The sequence below is a fragment of the Serratia ureilytica genome, from assembly GCF_013375155.1.
GTDB lineage: Bacteria > Pseudomonadota > Gammaproteobacteria > Enterobacterales > Enterobacteriaceae > Serratia > Serratia ureilytica.
This window is the reverse complement of sequence record NZ_JABXOF010000018.1, coordinates 12658-29257: the sequence shown is the minus strand read 5'-3', so window position 1 is coordinate 29257 and position 16600 is coordinate 12658. Positions and strand designations below refer to the sequence as shown.

Here is a 16600-nt window from a genome sequence, read left to right as displayed (position 1 = left end):
GCTCTACCTTCTTAAATTAGTTTTGGGACTTCTGACCTGGGGGTTTTTGATGTGGCATTTGCTCGATCTCAGTGATTTTTTCAGGGATTTAATGCCGAAAAAAAACAATAAAAAAAGCGGGAGGAAGGACAAATGACCCACCTGGTGAAGTCTCTGCCCGGTCTGCTGGCAACACATGCCCTGGTACTGGGGACGTTTATCTTCGCCACCGGCGATTGCCGGGCGGAAGGGGATGACGTGTTCCAGACCGGCAGCGAGTTTGCCAAACAGATCGCCGGTCAGGGTACAGGTACGCTGCAGAACACCAACCCGGCCAACGTGCTGCCGAACTACACCGATAACCCGAAAGAAAAAGGCTATTACGGTGGCGTCACAGCCGGGGATGCCAACAACCTCAAGACCGACGGCGGCACCGCCTGGGGCCAGACCGAGGTGGGGCAGGCGGTGACCGATTCGGTGCTCAAGAACCCCAAGGAGCCGATTTCACACGATGCGCCCTTTATTCAGGCCGGCAAGGAGATTGAAGGCAAGGCCGAGAGCATCGTCGGCAAGACCGGCCCGGACTGCAAGGCCGAACAGGTGACGCGCAGTGAGTTCACCCGCCATGTGTGCGAGCGCGATACGGCGGTGATGCGCACCTGCGAGCGTGCCACCGACATCGGTGGCCACAATGAAACCCGTTACGAAGACCGCAGCGCACACATCGATAAATCAATGATCCGTTGGTGGAAAGAGGGCAACCGTATCCACGGCACCTTTATCGCGCCGTTTACCGGCAGGCTCAATACGGGGTCGATATACCTCGAGCTGCAGGACGATCTGCACAGCTATGGCGTGCCGCTGGCCTTTTCACTGCTGGGGAATGAGGTGCGCTATGGCCGTCAGGACTGGGGCAGCCGGCCGCTGAACGTCGGTAACGTCACGCTCACGCAGGGGCAGCAGGTCGATATTGTCCTCACCATGGACCCCGGTGGCCATCTGGATACCTTTCTGGATGCGATGGTCAGGCAGTTGAGCGGTGGTGGGGGCGGCTCGCCGATGGTGTTCTACGTGACGTTCGACGGCAGTTCGTCGGTGCAGGTCTGGGTGCCGACCACGTCGACGCCGGCCGACTGTCCACTGGCGCAGGAGGCCGGGGCGGTGAAGGTCAATACCGTCTGCAGTGAGCCGGGCGGCGAACGAACCGTTACGGTCAACGGCCAGACCTACCCGGTGTGGGCCAGCTGCTGGCGCTTTACCGACACCTATCGGTTGCAGGAGGCCGGCCAGGGCAGCTGCGAAGCCTATGCCAACAATCCGGCCTGCACTATTGCCACGCACGGCTGCGCCTTCTCTGATGAGTATGGCCAGTGCCTGCACGAGAACGTGACCTACTCCTGCGAAACCCGCACCACCGGGAACGTGATGTTGTGCGGCGGCCAGATGTACTGCCTGGACGGGGAGTGCGACAAGGCGCAAAAGGGCACCCAGGGTAACGATTTTGCGCACGCCGTTTCCGAACTGGCCGCGGTGGCGGCCGCCGGCAAGGACGTGGCGGCGCTGAACGGTATCGATGTGCGCGCCTTCACCGGCAAGGGGCAGTCCTGCCGCAAGGCGTTTGCCGGCTTTAGCGACTGCTGCAAGGACTCCGGGTGGGGTAACAGCGTCGGGCTGGCGCACTGCGACAGCGAAGAGAAGGCGCTGGGCAAGGCGAAAGAGAACAAATTGACCGTCAGCGTCGGCGAATACTGCAGCAAGAAAGTGCTGGGTGTCTGCCTGCAGAAGAAGCGCAGCTACTGCCAGTTCGACAGCAAGCTGGCGCAGATTGTTCAGCAGCAGGGGCGTGCGTGGCAGCTGGGTATCGGCTTTGGCGACGCAAAATCCCCCGACTGCCGGGGCATTACCGTAGACGAGCTGCAGCGCATCAACTTCGACCAGCTGGACTTTGCCAATTTCTATGAAGACCTGATGAAAAATCAGAAGGTGCCCGAAGACGCGGCACTGCTGGAGAAGGTTAAGCAGCAAATCGCACAACGTATGCAGGAGGCAGCCAAGTGAAAACGCGCGGGACTTCAAATTTCAATTTGGCGGCACGCGGGTTGGCCAACCGCAGGGCGGCAGCGCTGTTGAGCCTGAGCCTGCTGGGTGCGGCGTTCACCGCGCAGGCCGGCGGCTGGCAGTGGTATGAGCGGGAGGCCAAACCCGCTGACGAGGACATGCCACCGCAGGCTGTAGCCCCGGCCGCTCCGGCCGGCGCACTGCAAAAGTTGCAGCTGCTGCAGCAGTCGCTCAAGGAGCGGCTGGCAGACGCCATCCTGTACCCCAGCACGGAGAATTTCGTGAAGTTCTTCCAGATGCAGAACTACTTTACCCAGCAGGCGGGGCTGTTTGAGCGCTCTGCGCAGCGGGCGTTTCTGGCGCACCCGGAGCTGGACTACAACCTGAAGCACAGCCACTACAACGGCACGGTGAAAAGCCAGCTGGCCGCCGACTTTGCCGCGCAGCGCGAGGCCATCGGCAAAATGGCGCAGCAGTACGGGCTGATGCTGTTCTATCGCGGCGCGGAGCCGATCGACGGTCAGCTGGTGAGCGTGGTGAAGGGCTTTCGGGACAGCTACGGGCTGTCGGTGGTGCCGGTGACTATCGACGGGGTGGTCAACCCTGCGATGCCGGAGAGCCGGCGCGATGCGGGACAGTCACAGCGGCTGGGCATCAGCCACTTCCCGGCGCTGGTGCTGGTTGACCCGCGCAGCGGCGCGGTCAAGCCGCTGGCCTATGGCTTTATCAGCCAGGACGATCTGGCCAAACAGTTCCTGAACGTCTTTACCGACTTCAAACCCAATTATTAACGGAGCGTTGAATGCGTAAATTTAAATTCCCTGACATCGACGCAACCGGCGGTTGGGTCGCGGCCTTCGGGATCTGGTTCCATATCGTCGCCGGCCTGGTGCACCGGGCGCCGGATATGGCGGTGACGCTGGCAGAGTTTATCGCGCTCACCCTGACGGTGTGCGGCGGCTACAAAATTCTCGATGAGCTGGCGCGCGTCCCCAAACGGCAGCGTGAGGAGGCGGAAAAACAGGCCTATATCGCGGCACATCGTGAACAGGCGCCGTCGCCGGCGAGCACAGACGAACAGCACGGAGCCGGGGAGGTGCAGAATGCGGATCGCTAACATCGCCTGGCTGGCCTTGCTGTTAACCAGGCTGGCGCATGGCTCCACAATTGATGAGATAGCGGCGCTGCAGAAAAAAGCCGGCGTCAATCGGGCGCAATCAGCGACATCCGTCCCCGCTCCGCGGCCGGCGGCAGCGCCACGCTGGTTTACGCTCAGCAACGGCGCGCGCGTCAACCTCAATGACTGGAAGGTGGTGCTGTTTATGCAGGGGCACTGTCCGTACTGCCATCAGTTTGATCCGCTGCTGAAATCGCTGTCGGAGCGGGTCGGCTTTTCCGTGTTCGCCTACACCTTCGACGGCCAGGGCGATGCCACGTTCCCGGAGGCCATCCCGGCGCCGCCGGAGGTGATGCGCACCTTCTTCCCCGGCCTGCCGGTGGCCTCGCCGACAACGTTCCTGGTGAACGTCAATACGCTGGCGACCTACCCGATGATCCAGGGTGCCAGCGATGAGCGCGGTTTTATGGCGCGGCTGGATACCGTGTTACAGGAAGCGACATTAAGAGGAGACCATCGTGAATAAATCAGAGCGTCACACCATTACTGTTACTGTTGAGCAGAGCGCGGTGTCTCCCGAACGGCGTATTGCCAGCGCGTGCGCGGAATACAAGCGCGACAGCGCGCGGCTTATGATTTTTCTTCATCTGACGGTGCTGTTTTTTGTGGCGGCCGTCGCGCTCTGGATGGTCAGCCACTGGTGGTTTGGGGTGATCTTTACCGACAGTCACCCAGCCTCCGATTCACGCACGTTTTACGTGATGAATATGTGGAACGTACTGATGTACTTCATACCTGGCATGTTTGCCGCGCTGTCAGCCGGGTGCCTCGCGGTCGCACTGGTCTTTGAGAGTCTGGGGCTGTTTAGCCTTTATACCACCCTGCTGTGGCAAAAGTGCTGCATGTACCGCCAGTCTCGCCAGCGCCGGGAGGTTGTATGAAATTACGTGCTCTCTTCATCGGCCTGACGCTGGGGCTGGCGACCGTTGCACCGGCCGTGGCCGACATGAACAGTGACATGAATCAGTTTTTTGACAAGCTGGGGTTTGCATCCAACACCACGGCGCCGGCGGTCTGGCAGGGGCAGGCGGCCGGGTATATCTCGGGCGGGTCGATTTATGCCCGCACCGGCGTGAAGCAAATCCAGCTGATTTCGATGTCGTTGCCGGATATCAATGCCGGCTGCGGCGGCATCGATGCGTACCTGGGCGCGTTCAGTTTTATCAACGGCGAGCAGCTGCAGCGCTTCACCAAACAGATCATGTCCAACGCCGCCGGCTACTTCTTCGATCTTGCCTTGCAGACCACCGTGCCGGAGCTGAAAGACGCCAAAGACTTCATCCAGAAAATGGCCAGCGACATCAACAGCATGAACATGAGCAGCTGTCAGGCGGCGCAGGGCATTGTCGGCGGGCTGTTCCCGCGCACGCAGGTCTCTCAGCAGAAGGTCTGCCAGGACATTGCCGGCGAATCCAACATCTTCGCAGACTGGGCTGCCTCGCGGCAGGGCTGCACGGTGGGTGGCAAAGGGGACTCGGTGCGTGACCGGGCAGGAGAGAAGGATAAGGAGCGTATCTCCAAGAACATCAACATCATGTGGGATGCGTTATCCAAAAACCGGATGTTCGACGGCAACAAGGAGTTGAAGGAGTTCGTGATGACGCTGACCGGCTCGCTGGTGTTCGGCCCCAACGGCGAAATCACGCCGCTGCCGCCACGCACTACCGATCAGAGCATCATCAAGGCGCTGATGGAAGGCGGCGCGGCCCGCGTTTATCACTGCAACGACAGCGACAAGTGCCTGAAGGTGGTGGCCGACAGCACCACGACGATAAGTCCGGACAATGCCCTGAAAGGGCAAATCAAAAAAATGCTGTTCAGCATCGAGAGCAAGGCGCGCAACGACGAGCGGCTGACGGATGCGGAGAAAGGGCTGATTTCCAGCACGCATGTGCCGTTGCTGACTTACCTGACCGACCCGCAAATGCTCGGCGTGTCCAGCGCAATGGTGCACCAACTGGCCGACTACGTGGGTTACGACATCCTGATGCAGTACCTGCAGGAGCTGATGGGCGGCGCGCGCGCCATGCTGGCGACCGGGAACTACCCGGAGGCCACCGTTGAGCAAATCAACAACAACTTCACGCAGGCCGGGCAGCTTATCGCCTCCCTGCAATCGCGCGTTCAGGTGCAGACTGATGCCCTGCTGGTCGTCGAGCAGCAGATGCGTTACATGCGCCAGCAGGTGTCGGCACGCCTGCTGACGCGTTACCAGAACAACTACCAGTTCGGGGAGGCGCAGTAACATGACGGAAATCTATGTCATCGGCGGCTCGGAGTGGCTGGCGCAGAACCTTAACGCGGTCGCGGCCTTTATGCAGACGGATACCTGGGACTGGATACGGAATTTTGCGGTGGCTGTCAGCGTGCTGGTGCTGGCCGCGCGGTATACCGCCCGCCGCGACCTGATGGATATCCTGGGCTGGGTGTTTGTGCTGGTGTTCTCCTCGGCGTTGCTGACCAAGGCGCAGCCGGTGCAAATCATCGATCTGTCCAATCAGCGTTCGATTCAGCGGGTGGCCAATGTGCCGTTGGGGATTGTGCTGCCGGCGACCATCATCACCCGCATCGGTTACGCCATGGTGCTGAGTTACGAAATGGTGTTCAGCCAGCCGGATGCGGTGACCTACAGCAAAACCGGCATGCTTTTCGGCTCCTCACTGGTGTCCCGAAGCACCGACTTCACCGCCCAGAACCCGGAGCTGGCCAACCTGTTTGCCGACTATGTACAGAACTGTGTGGTGGGCGACATGCTGCTCAATCACAAGTACAGCTTTGAGGAGCTGATGCATTCCGAAGATCCGTATGCGCTGATCTTCCGCCAGCCGAGTCCGCTTCGCGGTGTGTTCAACAAGGACGGCCGTTTCCAGACCTGTGAAGAAGCCGCGATGCCGCTGAAGAACATGCTGGGCCTGGAAGCGAAAACCGGCAGTCCGACCTACAACTATTATGCGCGGCGCATTCTTGGGGGGCGTCCCGATCGCGATCTGCTGTTCGGGCAACTGCTGGGGAACAGCTACCAGTATTTTTACCAGAACCAGAAGACGGCCAGCGATATCATCAAGCAGAACATCGTCATGAACGGCCTGCGCAGCGGCATCATGAGCTACTCGGCGCGCAGCGGTGACACGGCGGGCATGCTTAACATCGCCAGCACGTCGGCCATCGAGAAGCAGCGTCTGTCCCAGGCGACGCTCGGGCAGGTGATGATGCGCTCCTTGCCGCTGCTGCAGGTCATCCTGATCGGCATGATGATGGGGATGTTCCCCATTCTGGTGGTGATCGGCATGGTTAACCAGGGCAAGGAAGTGGCCAAAGCCTACGTGTTCGGCTGGCTGTGGGTGATGAGCTGGCCGCTGTTGTACGCCATTCTCAACAGCGCGATGGCCTTTTATGCCCAGAAGGCCGGCTCGCCCGTGGTGCTGAGCAATTTGTCCACGGTGAAGCTGAACTACTCCGATCTGGCCAATACCGCCGGCTATATCTCCGGCATGATCCCGTTTATCTCCTGGTATATCGCCAAAGGGCTGGGGCAGGGGCTGATGAGCGTCAGCCACAGCATGACCGGCGCCTACCAGAGTTCGGCGGCGTCGGCGGCGATGAGCGTGTCGGATGCCAACTACAGCTTCAACAACATGCAAACCGACAACGTGCAGGGTAACACCTGGGATACCAACAGCAGCGTGCGTGCCGGCCAGATGACCGCGCAACTGCCGACCGGCGGTACACAGACCCGCACGGGCGATGGTAGCAGCGTCTGGGATGCGAGCGGCGCGATGTCCAAACTGCCGGTGGATATCGGCGTGACGAAGCAGATTGCGACCGCGCAGCAGGAAATGGCGCGGGAAGCCGAGACCCAGGCGCAGACATCCATGCAGGGCTTCAACAGCAATATCAGCAGCGCCTGGACGCAGCTGTCGCAGTTTACCGGCCAGCGCGGCAGCAGCGACAGCATGACCCACGGTGCCGACACGGCGCAAAACAGCCAGTCCAGCATCGCGGCGCACAAAATGGCGAGCGCGGTGGAAAGCTATGCCAACGCCAACAATGTCAGCAAAGAGCAGGCAACGCAGGAGTTGGCGTCGAGAGCCGTTACTGATACCGCGAGCTTTAATACGCGAGCTGGTGTTTCCGCAAGTGGTGGATTGAAAGTGTTGGGGAATGGTGTAACGGCAGAAGGATATATGGGCGTAAGTTACGACAAAAGAGGGAGCGACACAGATTCTCATTCTGCTAGTAGCGGCACGCGTGGCAGTCAGGATGCGCGTCACGACCAGAGCGCCCAGGCTGCTGCTGACTTTAAGGAAGGGATGGACTACCTGACCAGTCAGCGCACCAGTCAGTCCGGCAGTCATACGGATAACAATGCGGACTCGCGCATTGATCAGCTTTCTTCGTCCTTGTCAGGCGCCAAGAGCAGCTACGAACAATACAGTAGTGCACATACCCGCAGCCAGGAGCTGTCACAGCAGGCTTCTCGTACCGAGAGTCTCAGTGGCGATATGCGCGAGAACCTGAGCCAGCAGTTTGCGCAGTACGTGATGGACAAGGCACCAAACGATGCCGGCAACATTTTGACCGGTCAATCGCAGGACGCCGTTGCCGCGCGTCAGTCGCTTGCGCGTGATTTTGTGCGTGAACAGGTGGCGCCGCAGGTGGATGCGCAATATCAGTCCAGCAGTAGTTCGCTTGGCACCGGCATGGGTTCTGTTGGTGGTGGTGGCTCCGGCCAGGATATTCAGGCTGATTATAACAAACACCAGAGTGCGGTTGAAAACAGAACCTCACAAGCGGGAATACGCAATGATGTAGGGGCTCAGGTTAATGGTATGGTTGATAATAACCAAACAGCCCAACAAAAAATTCAGACAGATATTCATAGCCAACAGCAAAATGTTGAAGGGCAGAGAAACGAACTGCAGCAAAATCATTCATCAGCACGAACTGCACAAAATTTAAAATATAGTCTTGAAAAAGAGAAGCAGGAAGGTATACCAGGTGCAAGTAGTCAAGATGAAATGATGGCACAGGCACAAGCCATGCAAGATAAATTCAATAAAGAGCGGGGTGGTAAATGATGGTTACTCATAAGATAATAAAAGATGAGGCTGCACAGTTGAAAGAACTGATGGATGAACAACTTGAGATACCATCATTCTTTTCTTGTGTTAAACCTGCAATACTAATGGAAGTCTGGATGGTTTTATGCCCACTGGTTAGTTTCTTTTTGGCTGATCAAAGGGATTCGGAATTACTCATTGCAACAGGAATGAGTGCGTTTCTTGGTTTTTTAATATCAGTAAGCATTGTCAATGGACGGAGCTTGTATCTCTCACTACCAGTTCAATTGAGAGAGAGTTCGCAGGTGTTGGAGTTGTTAAGTAAAAAAGTAAAAAGCTACGCGATGGTATTTTTATCACTGGTGCTGATATTATCAGTTTTGGCGGCGAATAGTGCTTTAGGTTCTATGGCATATATCATACCGCTTATTTTCTTCACAGTAATGATGGTGTTCATTTTTAATATGGATATTGGCCGCTATCGTCTTTCAGCATTTACCGCCGCTCTGGAGCTTATTAAATCCCGCAAACAGGGAGGTGAGTAACGGTGGCTAAGATCTCTGCCAAAACGCATACCACCACCCTGCGGCTCGATGACGGTACGTTTGGGCGTCTGCAGCGTATGGTGGCTGAGAACCCCCTCTACAGCCCCTCACATGTGATGCGCGGTGCCCTGCTGGCTCTCAGTCGATTAACCGACAGTGAACGTGAAGCCTGCATTCTGGCCGTAGCAAAGGGAGGTGTGGATGAGCTTTAACGCCAAGGACATGACGCAGGGCGGGCAGATCGCCTTTATGCGCCTGCGCATGTTCACGCAGATCGGCAACCTGATTTTCTACTGCCTGTTTATCGCCTTCTTCCTGGTGGCGATTTGCACGCTGTTGTGGCGCGTGTCCATCCAGAACCTCACGAACGGCCTGATTTATTGGTGGGTCTGGATGGTGGAAGGCTGGCCGAGCATATCGCCGTCAGAGACCCTCTACCACCTGGATTATTACGGCAAAACGCTGACCTACACCGCCAAACAGGTGCTGCTCGACAGTTACGTCTCCTACTGCGGTCAGCTGATTTGGCGTGAAGGGATCTTTGCCTGCATCGTGGCGGCGGTCGCGTGTGTGACGGGTTTTGTGGTCACCGTGTGGATACTTGGCCGTCAGGGCAAGCAGCAGAGCGAGGATGAGATCACCGGCGGGCGAACGCTCACAGATAACCCTGCGGTGGTGGCCAACATGCTCAAACGTGATGGTATGGCGTCCGATATCATTATTGATGGCCTACCGCTGCTAAAAAACAGCGAGGTCAAAAACTTCTGCGCCATGGGCAGCGTCGGTACGGGTAAGTCACGGCTGTATCGCAAGCTGATGGACTATGCTCGCAAACGTGGTGACATGGTTATTGTCTACGACAAGTCTTGTGATTTTGTCAAAGACTACTACGATCCGCAGCACGATAAAATCCTCAACCCGCAGGATGCACGCTGCGTCGGCTGGGATTTATGGTCGGAATGTCTGACACTGCCGGACTTTGAGAACGTCGCCGATATCCTTATCCCCATGGGCAGCAACGAAGATCCGTTCTGGCAGGGGTCGGCCCGCACCATCTTTGTGGAAGCGGCCTACCGCATGCGCAATGACGAAGACCGCAGCTACGCCAAGTTGCTCAATACGCTGTTGTCCATCGATCTGCCGCGTCTGCGTGCTTATCTGGAGGGCACGCCGGCGGCCAACCTGGTGGACGGCAAAATCGAGAAGACCGCCATCTCCATTCGCAGCGTGCTGACCAACTATGCCAAGGCACTGCGTTACATGCAGGGCGTAGAGAAACTGGGGGCACCGTTCACCATCCGTGACTGGATGCGCGGCGTGAAGGACAACGGCAAAAACGGCTGGTTGTTCCTGACCTCCGATTCAGCCAGCCACAAGGCGCTCAAACCGCTGATCTCCATGTGGCTCTCTATCGCCTCACACAGCTTGTTATCAATGGGCGAGAACCCGGACCGCCGCGTCTGGATTTTTGCCGATGAATTACCCACCCTGCACAAGCTGCCGGACCTGGTGTCCATCGTGCCGGAAGCGCGCAAGTTCGGCGGATGCTTTGTGTTGGGATTCCAGACCTACTCTCAGCTTGAAGATATTTATGGCGTCAAGGCGGCGGCCACCCTGTTCGGGGTGTTGCGCACCCGCTTCCTCTTCAGCGTACCGGATCGCGTGGGTGCCGAGTTCGCCGCCGGCGAAGTCGGTGAAAAAGAGTATCGCAAGGCCTCTGAACAGTTTTCCTACGGGGCCGACCCCGTCAGGGACGGGGTGTCCGTCGGTAAGGATTTGGAGCGCATGCAGCTGGTGAGCTACAGCGACATCCAGACGCTGCCTGATTTGTGCTGCTATGTGACGCTGCCGGGGCCATACCCGGCCGTCAGGCTGCAGATGGTGTACAAAAAAGTCAGGCAGGTCGCGCACCCCTATGAGCCTCGCAAGATGGATGCCGCTGCCGATGGGCGGCTTGTATCGGCGATCGAAATGCGGGAAGCCGAGACCGGCAATATGGATGCCTTGTTCGCTGCTACCCCAATCCTGCCGGCGGCCAGTGCGCGCGAAACTGCTGATGCCCCTGTCTCTGTCGTGAGTACGGTGCCGACAGAGACCCCCGTCAGTGAGGTGCCTGTCGTGTCAGCAGCTACCACCGCGACAGGGGGGCAGGAGGCGGAACTGAAACAGAAACCGGCGCCCGGTGATGATGATGCAGAACGGGGGGAGTTGCCCCCCGGTATCAGTGGCGACGGCGAAGTGGTGGACATTGCGCAGTATGAAGCCTGGCAGGCGCAGCAGCAGGCCATGGGGCAGCAAGCCATGCAGCGCAGGGAAGAGACCAACATTACTATCGACAGGCATCGGCGCGAACTGGCCGAAGTTCATCATGGGGACAGCGAACCGGGAGATGAATTCTGATGATGAGCATTGGCCAGGTCGGCCCCGCCGGTAAAGCCGGCGACTACTACACCCATCAGGACAACTACTACGTGCTGGGCAGCATGGACGAACGCTGGGTGGGCCAGGGGGCGGAAGCGTTGGGGCTGACGGGTAAGGTGGACGTCAAAGATTTCGTGGCGGTGCTGGAAGGCAAGTTGCCGGACGGCAGCGACCTGACCCGTATGGTCGGAGGCGAGAATAAACACCGCCCCGGCTATGACCTGACGTTTTCGGCGCCCAAAAGCGTCTCCATCATGGCGATGTTGGGCGGCGATAAACGCCTTATCGCCGCGCATAACCACGCGGTAGAGGTCGCGGTGCGAGAGATAGAGAAAATGGCCTCGACGCGGGTGATGGAAGGTGGCGTCTCCGAGACCAAACTGACCGGCAACCTGGTGGTGGCGCTGTTTAACCACGATACGTCGCGCGACCTTGACCCACAACTGCACACTCATGCGGTGGTGGCCAACGTCACGCAGCATGACGGCAAGTGGCACACCCTGTCCTCCGATACGGTCGGCAAGACCGGGTTTATCGAGAACGTGTATGCCAGCCAGATCGCGGGTGGTCAGATATACCGCCATATCCTGCAGCGGGAAGTTGAGGCAATGGGGTACGAGACCGAAACTACCGGGCCACATGGCATGTGGGAGTTCAAAAGAACGGAGGCGGTAAGGGAACCGTTCTCCAAGCGCAGCCATGCCATCGACGCCGCTGCCGGCCCTGATGCTTCGCTCAAGTCGCGCGATATGGCGACGCTCGATACCCGCAAGGCCAAGGTCACCCCTGACCAGGCCGAGTTGTTTGTCACCTGGATGCAGGAAATGAAGGCCACTGGTTTTGAACCCAAATCGTATCAGGCCGAGGCGCAGTCTCGCACGATGGTGACGCCGTCCCCGACGCCGCTGGAAGCGGGGGGCGACGCGCTTGTCGACCAGGCGGTGGGGAAAGCCATTTCTGCGCTCTCTGACCGGCAGGTCAACTTCACGCACAACCAGGTGGCCAACAAGGCCATCAGCTACCTCTCCGGGGAGCCGGGCATGCTGGACGCGGTGCGTGACGGCATCGACCGCGCCATCGAGCGCGAGCAGCTTATTCCGCTCGACAAGGAGAAGGGCGTCTTTACCTCCGATATTCATCTGCTCGATGAGCTGAGCGTGGCGCAGCTGAGCCGCACGCACCTTGACGAGAGTGCGGTGGTGACAGGCGCGCCAAAGTCTGACCCGCGCACCGGCAGCATACCAACCTACAGCGATGCTGTGCAGACGCTTGCGCAGCATGCGCCGGCGATGGCGGTGTTGTCGGGCATTGGTGGCGCATCGGTGAACCGTTCCCGCGTGGCGGAAGTGGTGGAGCTGGCACGCGAGCAGGGCCGCGACGCCACCGTGCTGACCGTTGACCGGCAGTCACAGCAGTATCTGCAGCAAAGCGTCCATCTCGATGAAGACCGTGTGGTGACGCGCGCTGCGCTCGGCAGCGAGGCGCTGTTTGCGCCGAACAGTACGCTGGTCGTTGACCAAGCTGAGAAACTGACGCTCAAGGAGACCGTAGCGCTGCTGGATGGCGCGGTGCGTAACAACGTCCAGCTGGTGCTGATGGATACCGAAAAGCGCAAGGGGACGGGCAATGCGCTTGCAGTCATGAAGGAGGCCGGCGTACCGCGTTATCAGTTCAGTGGCCGTCAGGTGGTGCCGGCGGAGGTGGTAAGCGAGCCGGATAAGACGCAGCGCCTCGGTCAGTTGGCCAAAGGCGTGGTGCAGGCGTTTGTCGAAGACCGGCCGGCGGTCGCGCAGGTAAACGGCCCGTCCGACCAGCGAATGTTGACGGCCATGATACGTGACGAGCTGAAAGATACCGGACTGCTGGGACGCGAAGAGACCACCGTGGCGACGCTGACACCGGTATGGCTGGACAGCAAAAACCGCGGCGCCATCGATACCTACCGGGAAGGCATGGTGATGGAGCGCTGGGATGCGGAGAGCCGGCAGCGCGAGCGGTTCGTTATCGACCGGGTCGGTGCGCAAACGCGCAACCTGGTGTTGCGTAACGCCGAGGGTGAAAAACAGCGGCTTGCCGTCAAAGAAGTGGACAAGGACTGGTCGTTGTTCCGGGCCGGTACGATGGGTGTTGCCGACGGCGAACGCCTGCGGGTATTAGGCCTGGAGGGGCGGGGCAAGGATGCGCTGAAGGCCGGCACGGCGCTGACGGTTGTTCGTGCCGGCGCCGGCGAGCTGCGGGTGCGTGTGGCCGGCGAGCCGGATGCGACGCAGAAGCCGGAGACCCGGACGCTCGCGGTCGGCAACGACGTCTTTAGCGCTGTCAAGGTGTCGCCGGCGTATGTGGAAAGCCTCGGCGCGTCGGTGAGCAGTACGGCGGCGGTCTATGCCGCGGTGAAGAAAAACGAGCTTAACAGCGCCACGCTGAGTGGCATCGCGCGAAGCGGCGGGCACATCACCCTCTATTCAGCGCTTGATGCGCGCAAGACGCAGGAGAAAGTCGCCCAGCATCCGGCGTACCGTCTGGCAGGCGAGCAGGTCAAACAACTGGCCGGCATCGATTCGCTTGATGACGCTATCGCCGGGCAAAAATCATCACTGTTTACCCCGGCGCAGCAGGCCATTCATCTGGCCATTCCGACGCTGGAAGGGGATAGCGTCGCATTTGGCCAGGCCAAACTGCTCGCCGGTAGTCTCGATTTTGCGGCCAAAGGCGTGTCGATGGAGGCCATCCAGACGGAAATCGAGGCGCAGGTCAAACGCGGGGAGCTGCTGAAAGTGGATGTCGCGCCCGGCGTCGGGGCGGATTTGCTGGTCTCGCGCGCCAGCTTCGAGGCAGAAAAAAGCATTATCCGGCTGATTGCGGATGGGAAGGACAGCCTGCCGCCGTTGGTAACAACCAGTAGCAAAACCCACAACGAGGACGGCCCCGGTCAGCGGGAGGGAAAGGTGGCTCCGTACCTGACCCAGGGACAGCGGCAGGCTGTCGACCTTATTTTAAACACAACCGACCGATTTGTGGCAATACAGGGCTATGCGGGTGTGGGGAAAACCACCCAGTTCAAGGCGCTACTGGACGGGATAAACCAGTTGCCTGAAAGTGAACGGCCCCGCGTGGTAGGGCTGGCGCCAACCCACCGTGCGGTGGGGGAAATGCAGGCGGCCGGCGTCGATGCCCAAACCCTGGCATCGTTCCTGCACGATGAGGGGCTGAAGGTCGCCGGCGGCGAGAAACCGGACTATCGCAACACGCTGTTTGTGGTGGATGAGAGTTCGATGGTGGGCAACAGCGAAATGGCGCGCACCTACGCGTTGATTGCCGAGGGCAACGGCCGCGCGGTGATGAGTGGCGACGAAGCCCAGCTGGAGGCGATTGCGCCGGGTGCGCCGTTCCGACTGGCGCAGGGACGCAGTGCCATCGACATGGCGGTCATGAAAGAGATTGTGCGCCAGACCCCCGAGCTGAAGCCGGCGGTGTACAAGATGATTGATAACGATGTGCCCGGCGCGCTGGACGTGGTGCGCGCCGTGGCGCCGGCCAATGTGCCCCGGCAAGCCGATGCCTGGGTGCCGGCGCAGTCGGTCGTTGAATATCCCGCCAAGGGGCCGGATGACATTCATGCCGCGATTGTCAGCGATTACCTGGGGCGCACCGAGGCGGCCCGGCGCGATACGCTGATCATCACCCACCTTAATGCCGACCGGCACATCATCAATGCCGGTATTCACCAGGAACGTAAAGCGGCGGGCGAACTGAAGGGGGCGTCCGTCAATCTGCCCATCCTTGAGACCGCCAATATTCGTGACGGCGAGCTGCGCAAGCTGGACACCTGGGCGCGTCATCGCGACGCCGTCGTCCTGCTGGATAACACCTACTACCGGATGGCCGACATCGACAGTCAGTCCCGTACCGTCAGCCTGCAGGACAGCGAGGGCAATACCCGACAGTTGTCCCCGGCCAGTGCGGTGCGCGAAGGCGTCACGCTGTACAACCCGCGCACCATCGAGGTGAACGTGGGCGACCGCATGCGCTTCTCCAAATCGGACGTCGAGCGCGGGCATGTGGCCAACAGCGTCTGGACGGTCGAAGCCATCAAAGGTGACATGGTCACGCTCTCCGATGGACAACAGACCCGTACCGTCAATCCCCGCGAGCAGCAACAAGACCGACACGTCGATTTGGCCTATGCCATCACCGCCCACGGTGCCCAAGGGGCCAGCGAACGCTTTGCCATCACGCTCGAAGGTGTGGAAGGCGGGCGTGAGCCGCTGGTCAACCGGGCGTCGGCCTATGTGGCGCTCTCGCGCGCCAAGGAGCACGTGCAGGTGTACACCGACAACGAAGCCGGGTGGCTGAATGCCATCGGCAAGGCGAAGGCGCGCACCACGGCCCATGATGCGGTACTGGGGATGGCGCCGGGCAGCCAGAAAGCGGCCGCCGACCTCTACGGCAAAGCGGTCCCTTTATCCAAAAACGCGCTGGGACGCGCGGTGCTGCGCGGCAGCCAACTTACCGGCGACACGCTGGCGCACTATGTGTCTCCGGGTAAGAAGTATCCGCAGCCCCACGCCATGCTGCCGATGTATGACGCCAACGGCAAACCGGCCGGCGCCTGGCTGGCGCCTCTAGCGGACACCCAGGGGAAAAGCGTGGGGGGACTGCCGACGCAGGGGCGAGTGTTCGGCAGTGACTGCGCGCAGTTCGTGGCGCTGCAGGGGAGCCGCAACAACGAGACCAGGCTGGCCGGGACGATGCAGGACGGTATCCGGTTGGCGGCACGCTATCCCGACAGTGGCGTGGTGGTACGCCTGCAGGGTGATGACGTGCCGTTCAACCCCCAGGCGATGACCGGCGGCAGGGTGTGGGTGAACGACGAGACGCTCAAGGCCACTGCACGGGAGAGCGGCGCGTCCGACAGTGTCATTAAATTGCCGGAGAGCCCGGAAGAACGCCTGCAGCGTGAACTGCAGACGCAGGCCGACAAACTGGGCCGTGAACCGAACGCCCCTGACCCGCAGCGGCTGGCCGGGCTTAACGATGAGCAGCTGCGTGCGTTGTTCGCGCGTGGCGAACTGCGCGCCGAGGACGTGAAAGCGCGTCTGCCGGCGGCGGTCATGCGGGAGGTGATGGGTCAGGATGCAGCACTGCGGGTCGATGCCGCTGTCCGCCAGGTGGCGCGCGAGCCGGTATCGACACGCAGCCGGCTGCAGCAGGATGAACAGAACCTGGTGCGGGATACCCATGCGGAGCGGGAACTGAACAAAGAGAAAACCCTGGGCGGCGACTGACGCGCTGCGCTTGTCCAACGCCGTGCGAGACAGGTGACGAGCCCCTGTCCCGCACGGCATTACCTAAAGGAAGAA

Annotated in this window: 11 protein-coding genes; all 11 read left to right on the top strand. The window is 60.0% G+C overall.

Features of this window, described 5'->3' with window-relative positions:
* Nucleotides 1-132 precede the first annotated feature (132 nt).
* Genes traN through traI form a run of 11 tightly spaced genes read left to right on the top strand, consistent with a single transcriptional unit; the run spans nucleotide 133 to nucleotide 16525 of the window.
* A complete protein-coding gene (traN, locus tag HWW83_RS24270; protein ID WP_176589654.1) occupies nucleotides 133-2037 on the top strand; it encodes a type-F conjugative transfer system mating-pair stabilization protein TraN in 1905 nt (634 codons plus the stop codon).
* A 41-nt stretch (nucleotides 2038-2078) separates the two neighbouring features.
* Nucleotides 2079-2828 (top strand): type-F conjugative transfer system pilin assembly protein TraF, encoded by a 750-nt coding sequence (gene traF, locus HWW83_RS24265; protein ID WP_425563772.1) that lies wholly within the window; start codon nucleotides 2079-2081, stop codon nucleotides 2826-2828.
* A gap of 11 nt (nucleotides 2829-2839) precedes the next feature.
* Nucleotides 2840-3154 (top strand): hypothetical protein, encoded by a 315-nt coding sequence (locus HWW83_RS24260; protein ID WP_094141459.1) that lies wholly within the window; start codon nucleotides 2840-2842, stop codon nucleotides 3152-3154.
* Nucleotides 3141-3680: a type-F conjugative transfer system pilin assembly thiol-disulfide isomerase TrbB gene (gene trbB, locus HWW83_RS24255; RefSeq protein ID WP_176589652.1), complete on the top strand. Its 540-nt coding sequence runs from the start codon at nucleotides 3141-3143 to the stop codon at nucleotides 3678-3680. The genes HWW83_RS24260 and trbB overlap by 14 nt, the downstream gene beginning before the upstream one ends.
* Entirely contained in the window at nucleotides 3673-4095 is a 423-nt protein-coding gene (locus tag HWW83_RS24250) for a hypothetical protein (protein ID WP_176589651.1), read from the top strand. The genes trbB and HWW83_RS24250 overlap by 8 nt, the downstream gene beginning before the upstream one ends.
* Nucleotides 4092-5459, top strand: a complete 1368-nt coding sequence (gene traH, locus HWW83_RS24245) for a conjugal transfer pilus assembly protein TraH (protein ID WP_176589650.1) — start codon at nucleotides 4092-4094, stop codon at nucleotides 5457-5459. The genes HWW83_RS24250 and traH overlap by 4 nt, the downstream gene beginning before the upstream one ends.
* Before the next feature lies 1 nt (nucleotide 5460).
* Nucleotides 5461-8292, top strand: coding sequence for a conjugal transfer mating-pair stabilization protein TraG (traG, locus tag HWW83_RS24240; RefSeq protein WP_176589649.1), 2832 nt, complete (start codon nucleotides 5461-5463; stop codon nucleotides 8290-8292).
* Entirely contained in the window at nucleotides 8289-8819 is a 531-nt protein-coding gene (locus HWW83_RS24235) for a hypothetical protein (protein WP_033641526.1), read from the top strand. The genes traG and HWW83_RS24235 overlap by 4 nt, the downstream gene beginning before the upstream one ends.
* A 2-nt stretch (nucleotides 8820-8821) precedes the next feature.
* Entirely contained in the window at nucleotides 8822-9031 is a 210-nt protein-coding gene (locus HWW83_RS24230) for a hypothetical protein (RefSeq protein ID WP_033641525.1), read from the top strand.
* A complete protein-coding gene (traD, locus tag HWW83_RS24225) occupies nucleotides 9021-11219 on the top strand; it encodes a type IV conjugative transfer system coupling protein TraD (RefSeq protein ID WP_176589648.1) in 2199 nt (732 codons plus the stop codon). The genes HWW83_RS24230 and traD overlap by 11 nt, the downstream gene beginning before the upstream one ends.
* Nucleotides 11219-16525: a conjugative transfer relaxase/helicase TraI gene (gene traI, locus HWW83_RS24220; RefSeq protein ID WP_176589647.1), complete on the top strand. Its 5307-nt coding sequence runs from the start codon at nucleotides 11219-11221 to the stop codon at nucleotides 16523-16525. The genes traD and traI overlap by 1 nt, the downstream gene beginning before the upstream one ends.
* The last annotated feature ends 75 nt before the right edge of the window (nucleotides 16526-16600 follow it).

Bases quoted from the DNA above. Each gene is read 5' to 3' on its own strand.
- traH (WP_176589650.1), top strand. From the start codon at position 4,092: ATGAAATTACGTGCTCTCTTCATCGGCCTGACGCTGGGGCTGGCGACC.
- traG (WP_176589649.1), top strand. From the start codon at position 5,461: ATGACGGAAATCTATGTCATCGGCGGCTCGGAGTGGCTGGCGCAGAAC.
- traD (WP_176589648.1), top strand. From the start codon at position 9,021: ATGAGCTTTAACGCCAAGGACATGACGCAGGGCGGGCAGATCGCCTTT.
- traN (WP_176589654.1), top strand. From the start codon at position 133: ATGACCCACCTGGTGAAGTCTCTGCCCGGTCTGCTGGCAACACATGCC.
- trbB (WP_176589652.1), top strand. From the start codon at position 3,141: ATGCGGATCGCTAACATCGCCTGGCTGGCCTTGCTGTTAACCAGGCTG.
- HWW83_RS24235 (WP_033641526.1), top strand. From the start codon at position 8,289: ATGATGGTTACTCATAAGATAATAAAAGATGAGGCTGCACAGTTGAAA.
- traI (WP_176589647.1), top strand. From the start codon at position 11,219: ATGATGAGCATTGGCCAGGTCGGCCCCGCCGGTAAAGCCGGCGACTAC.
- HWW83_RS24260 (WP_094141459.1), top strand. From the start codon at position 2,840: ATGCGTAAATTTAAATTCCCTGACATCGACGCAACCGGCGGTTGGGTC.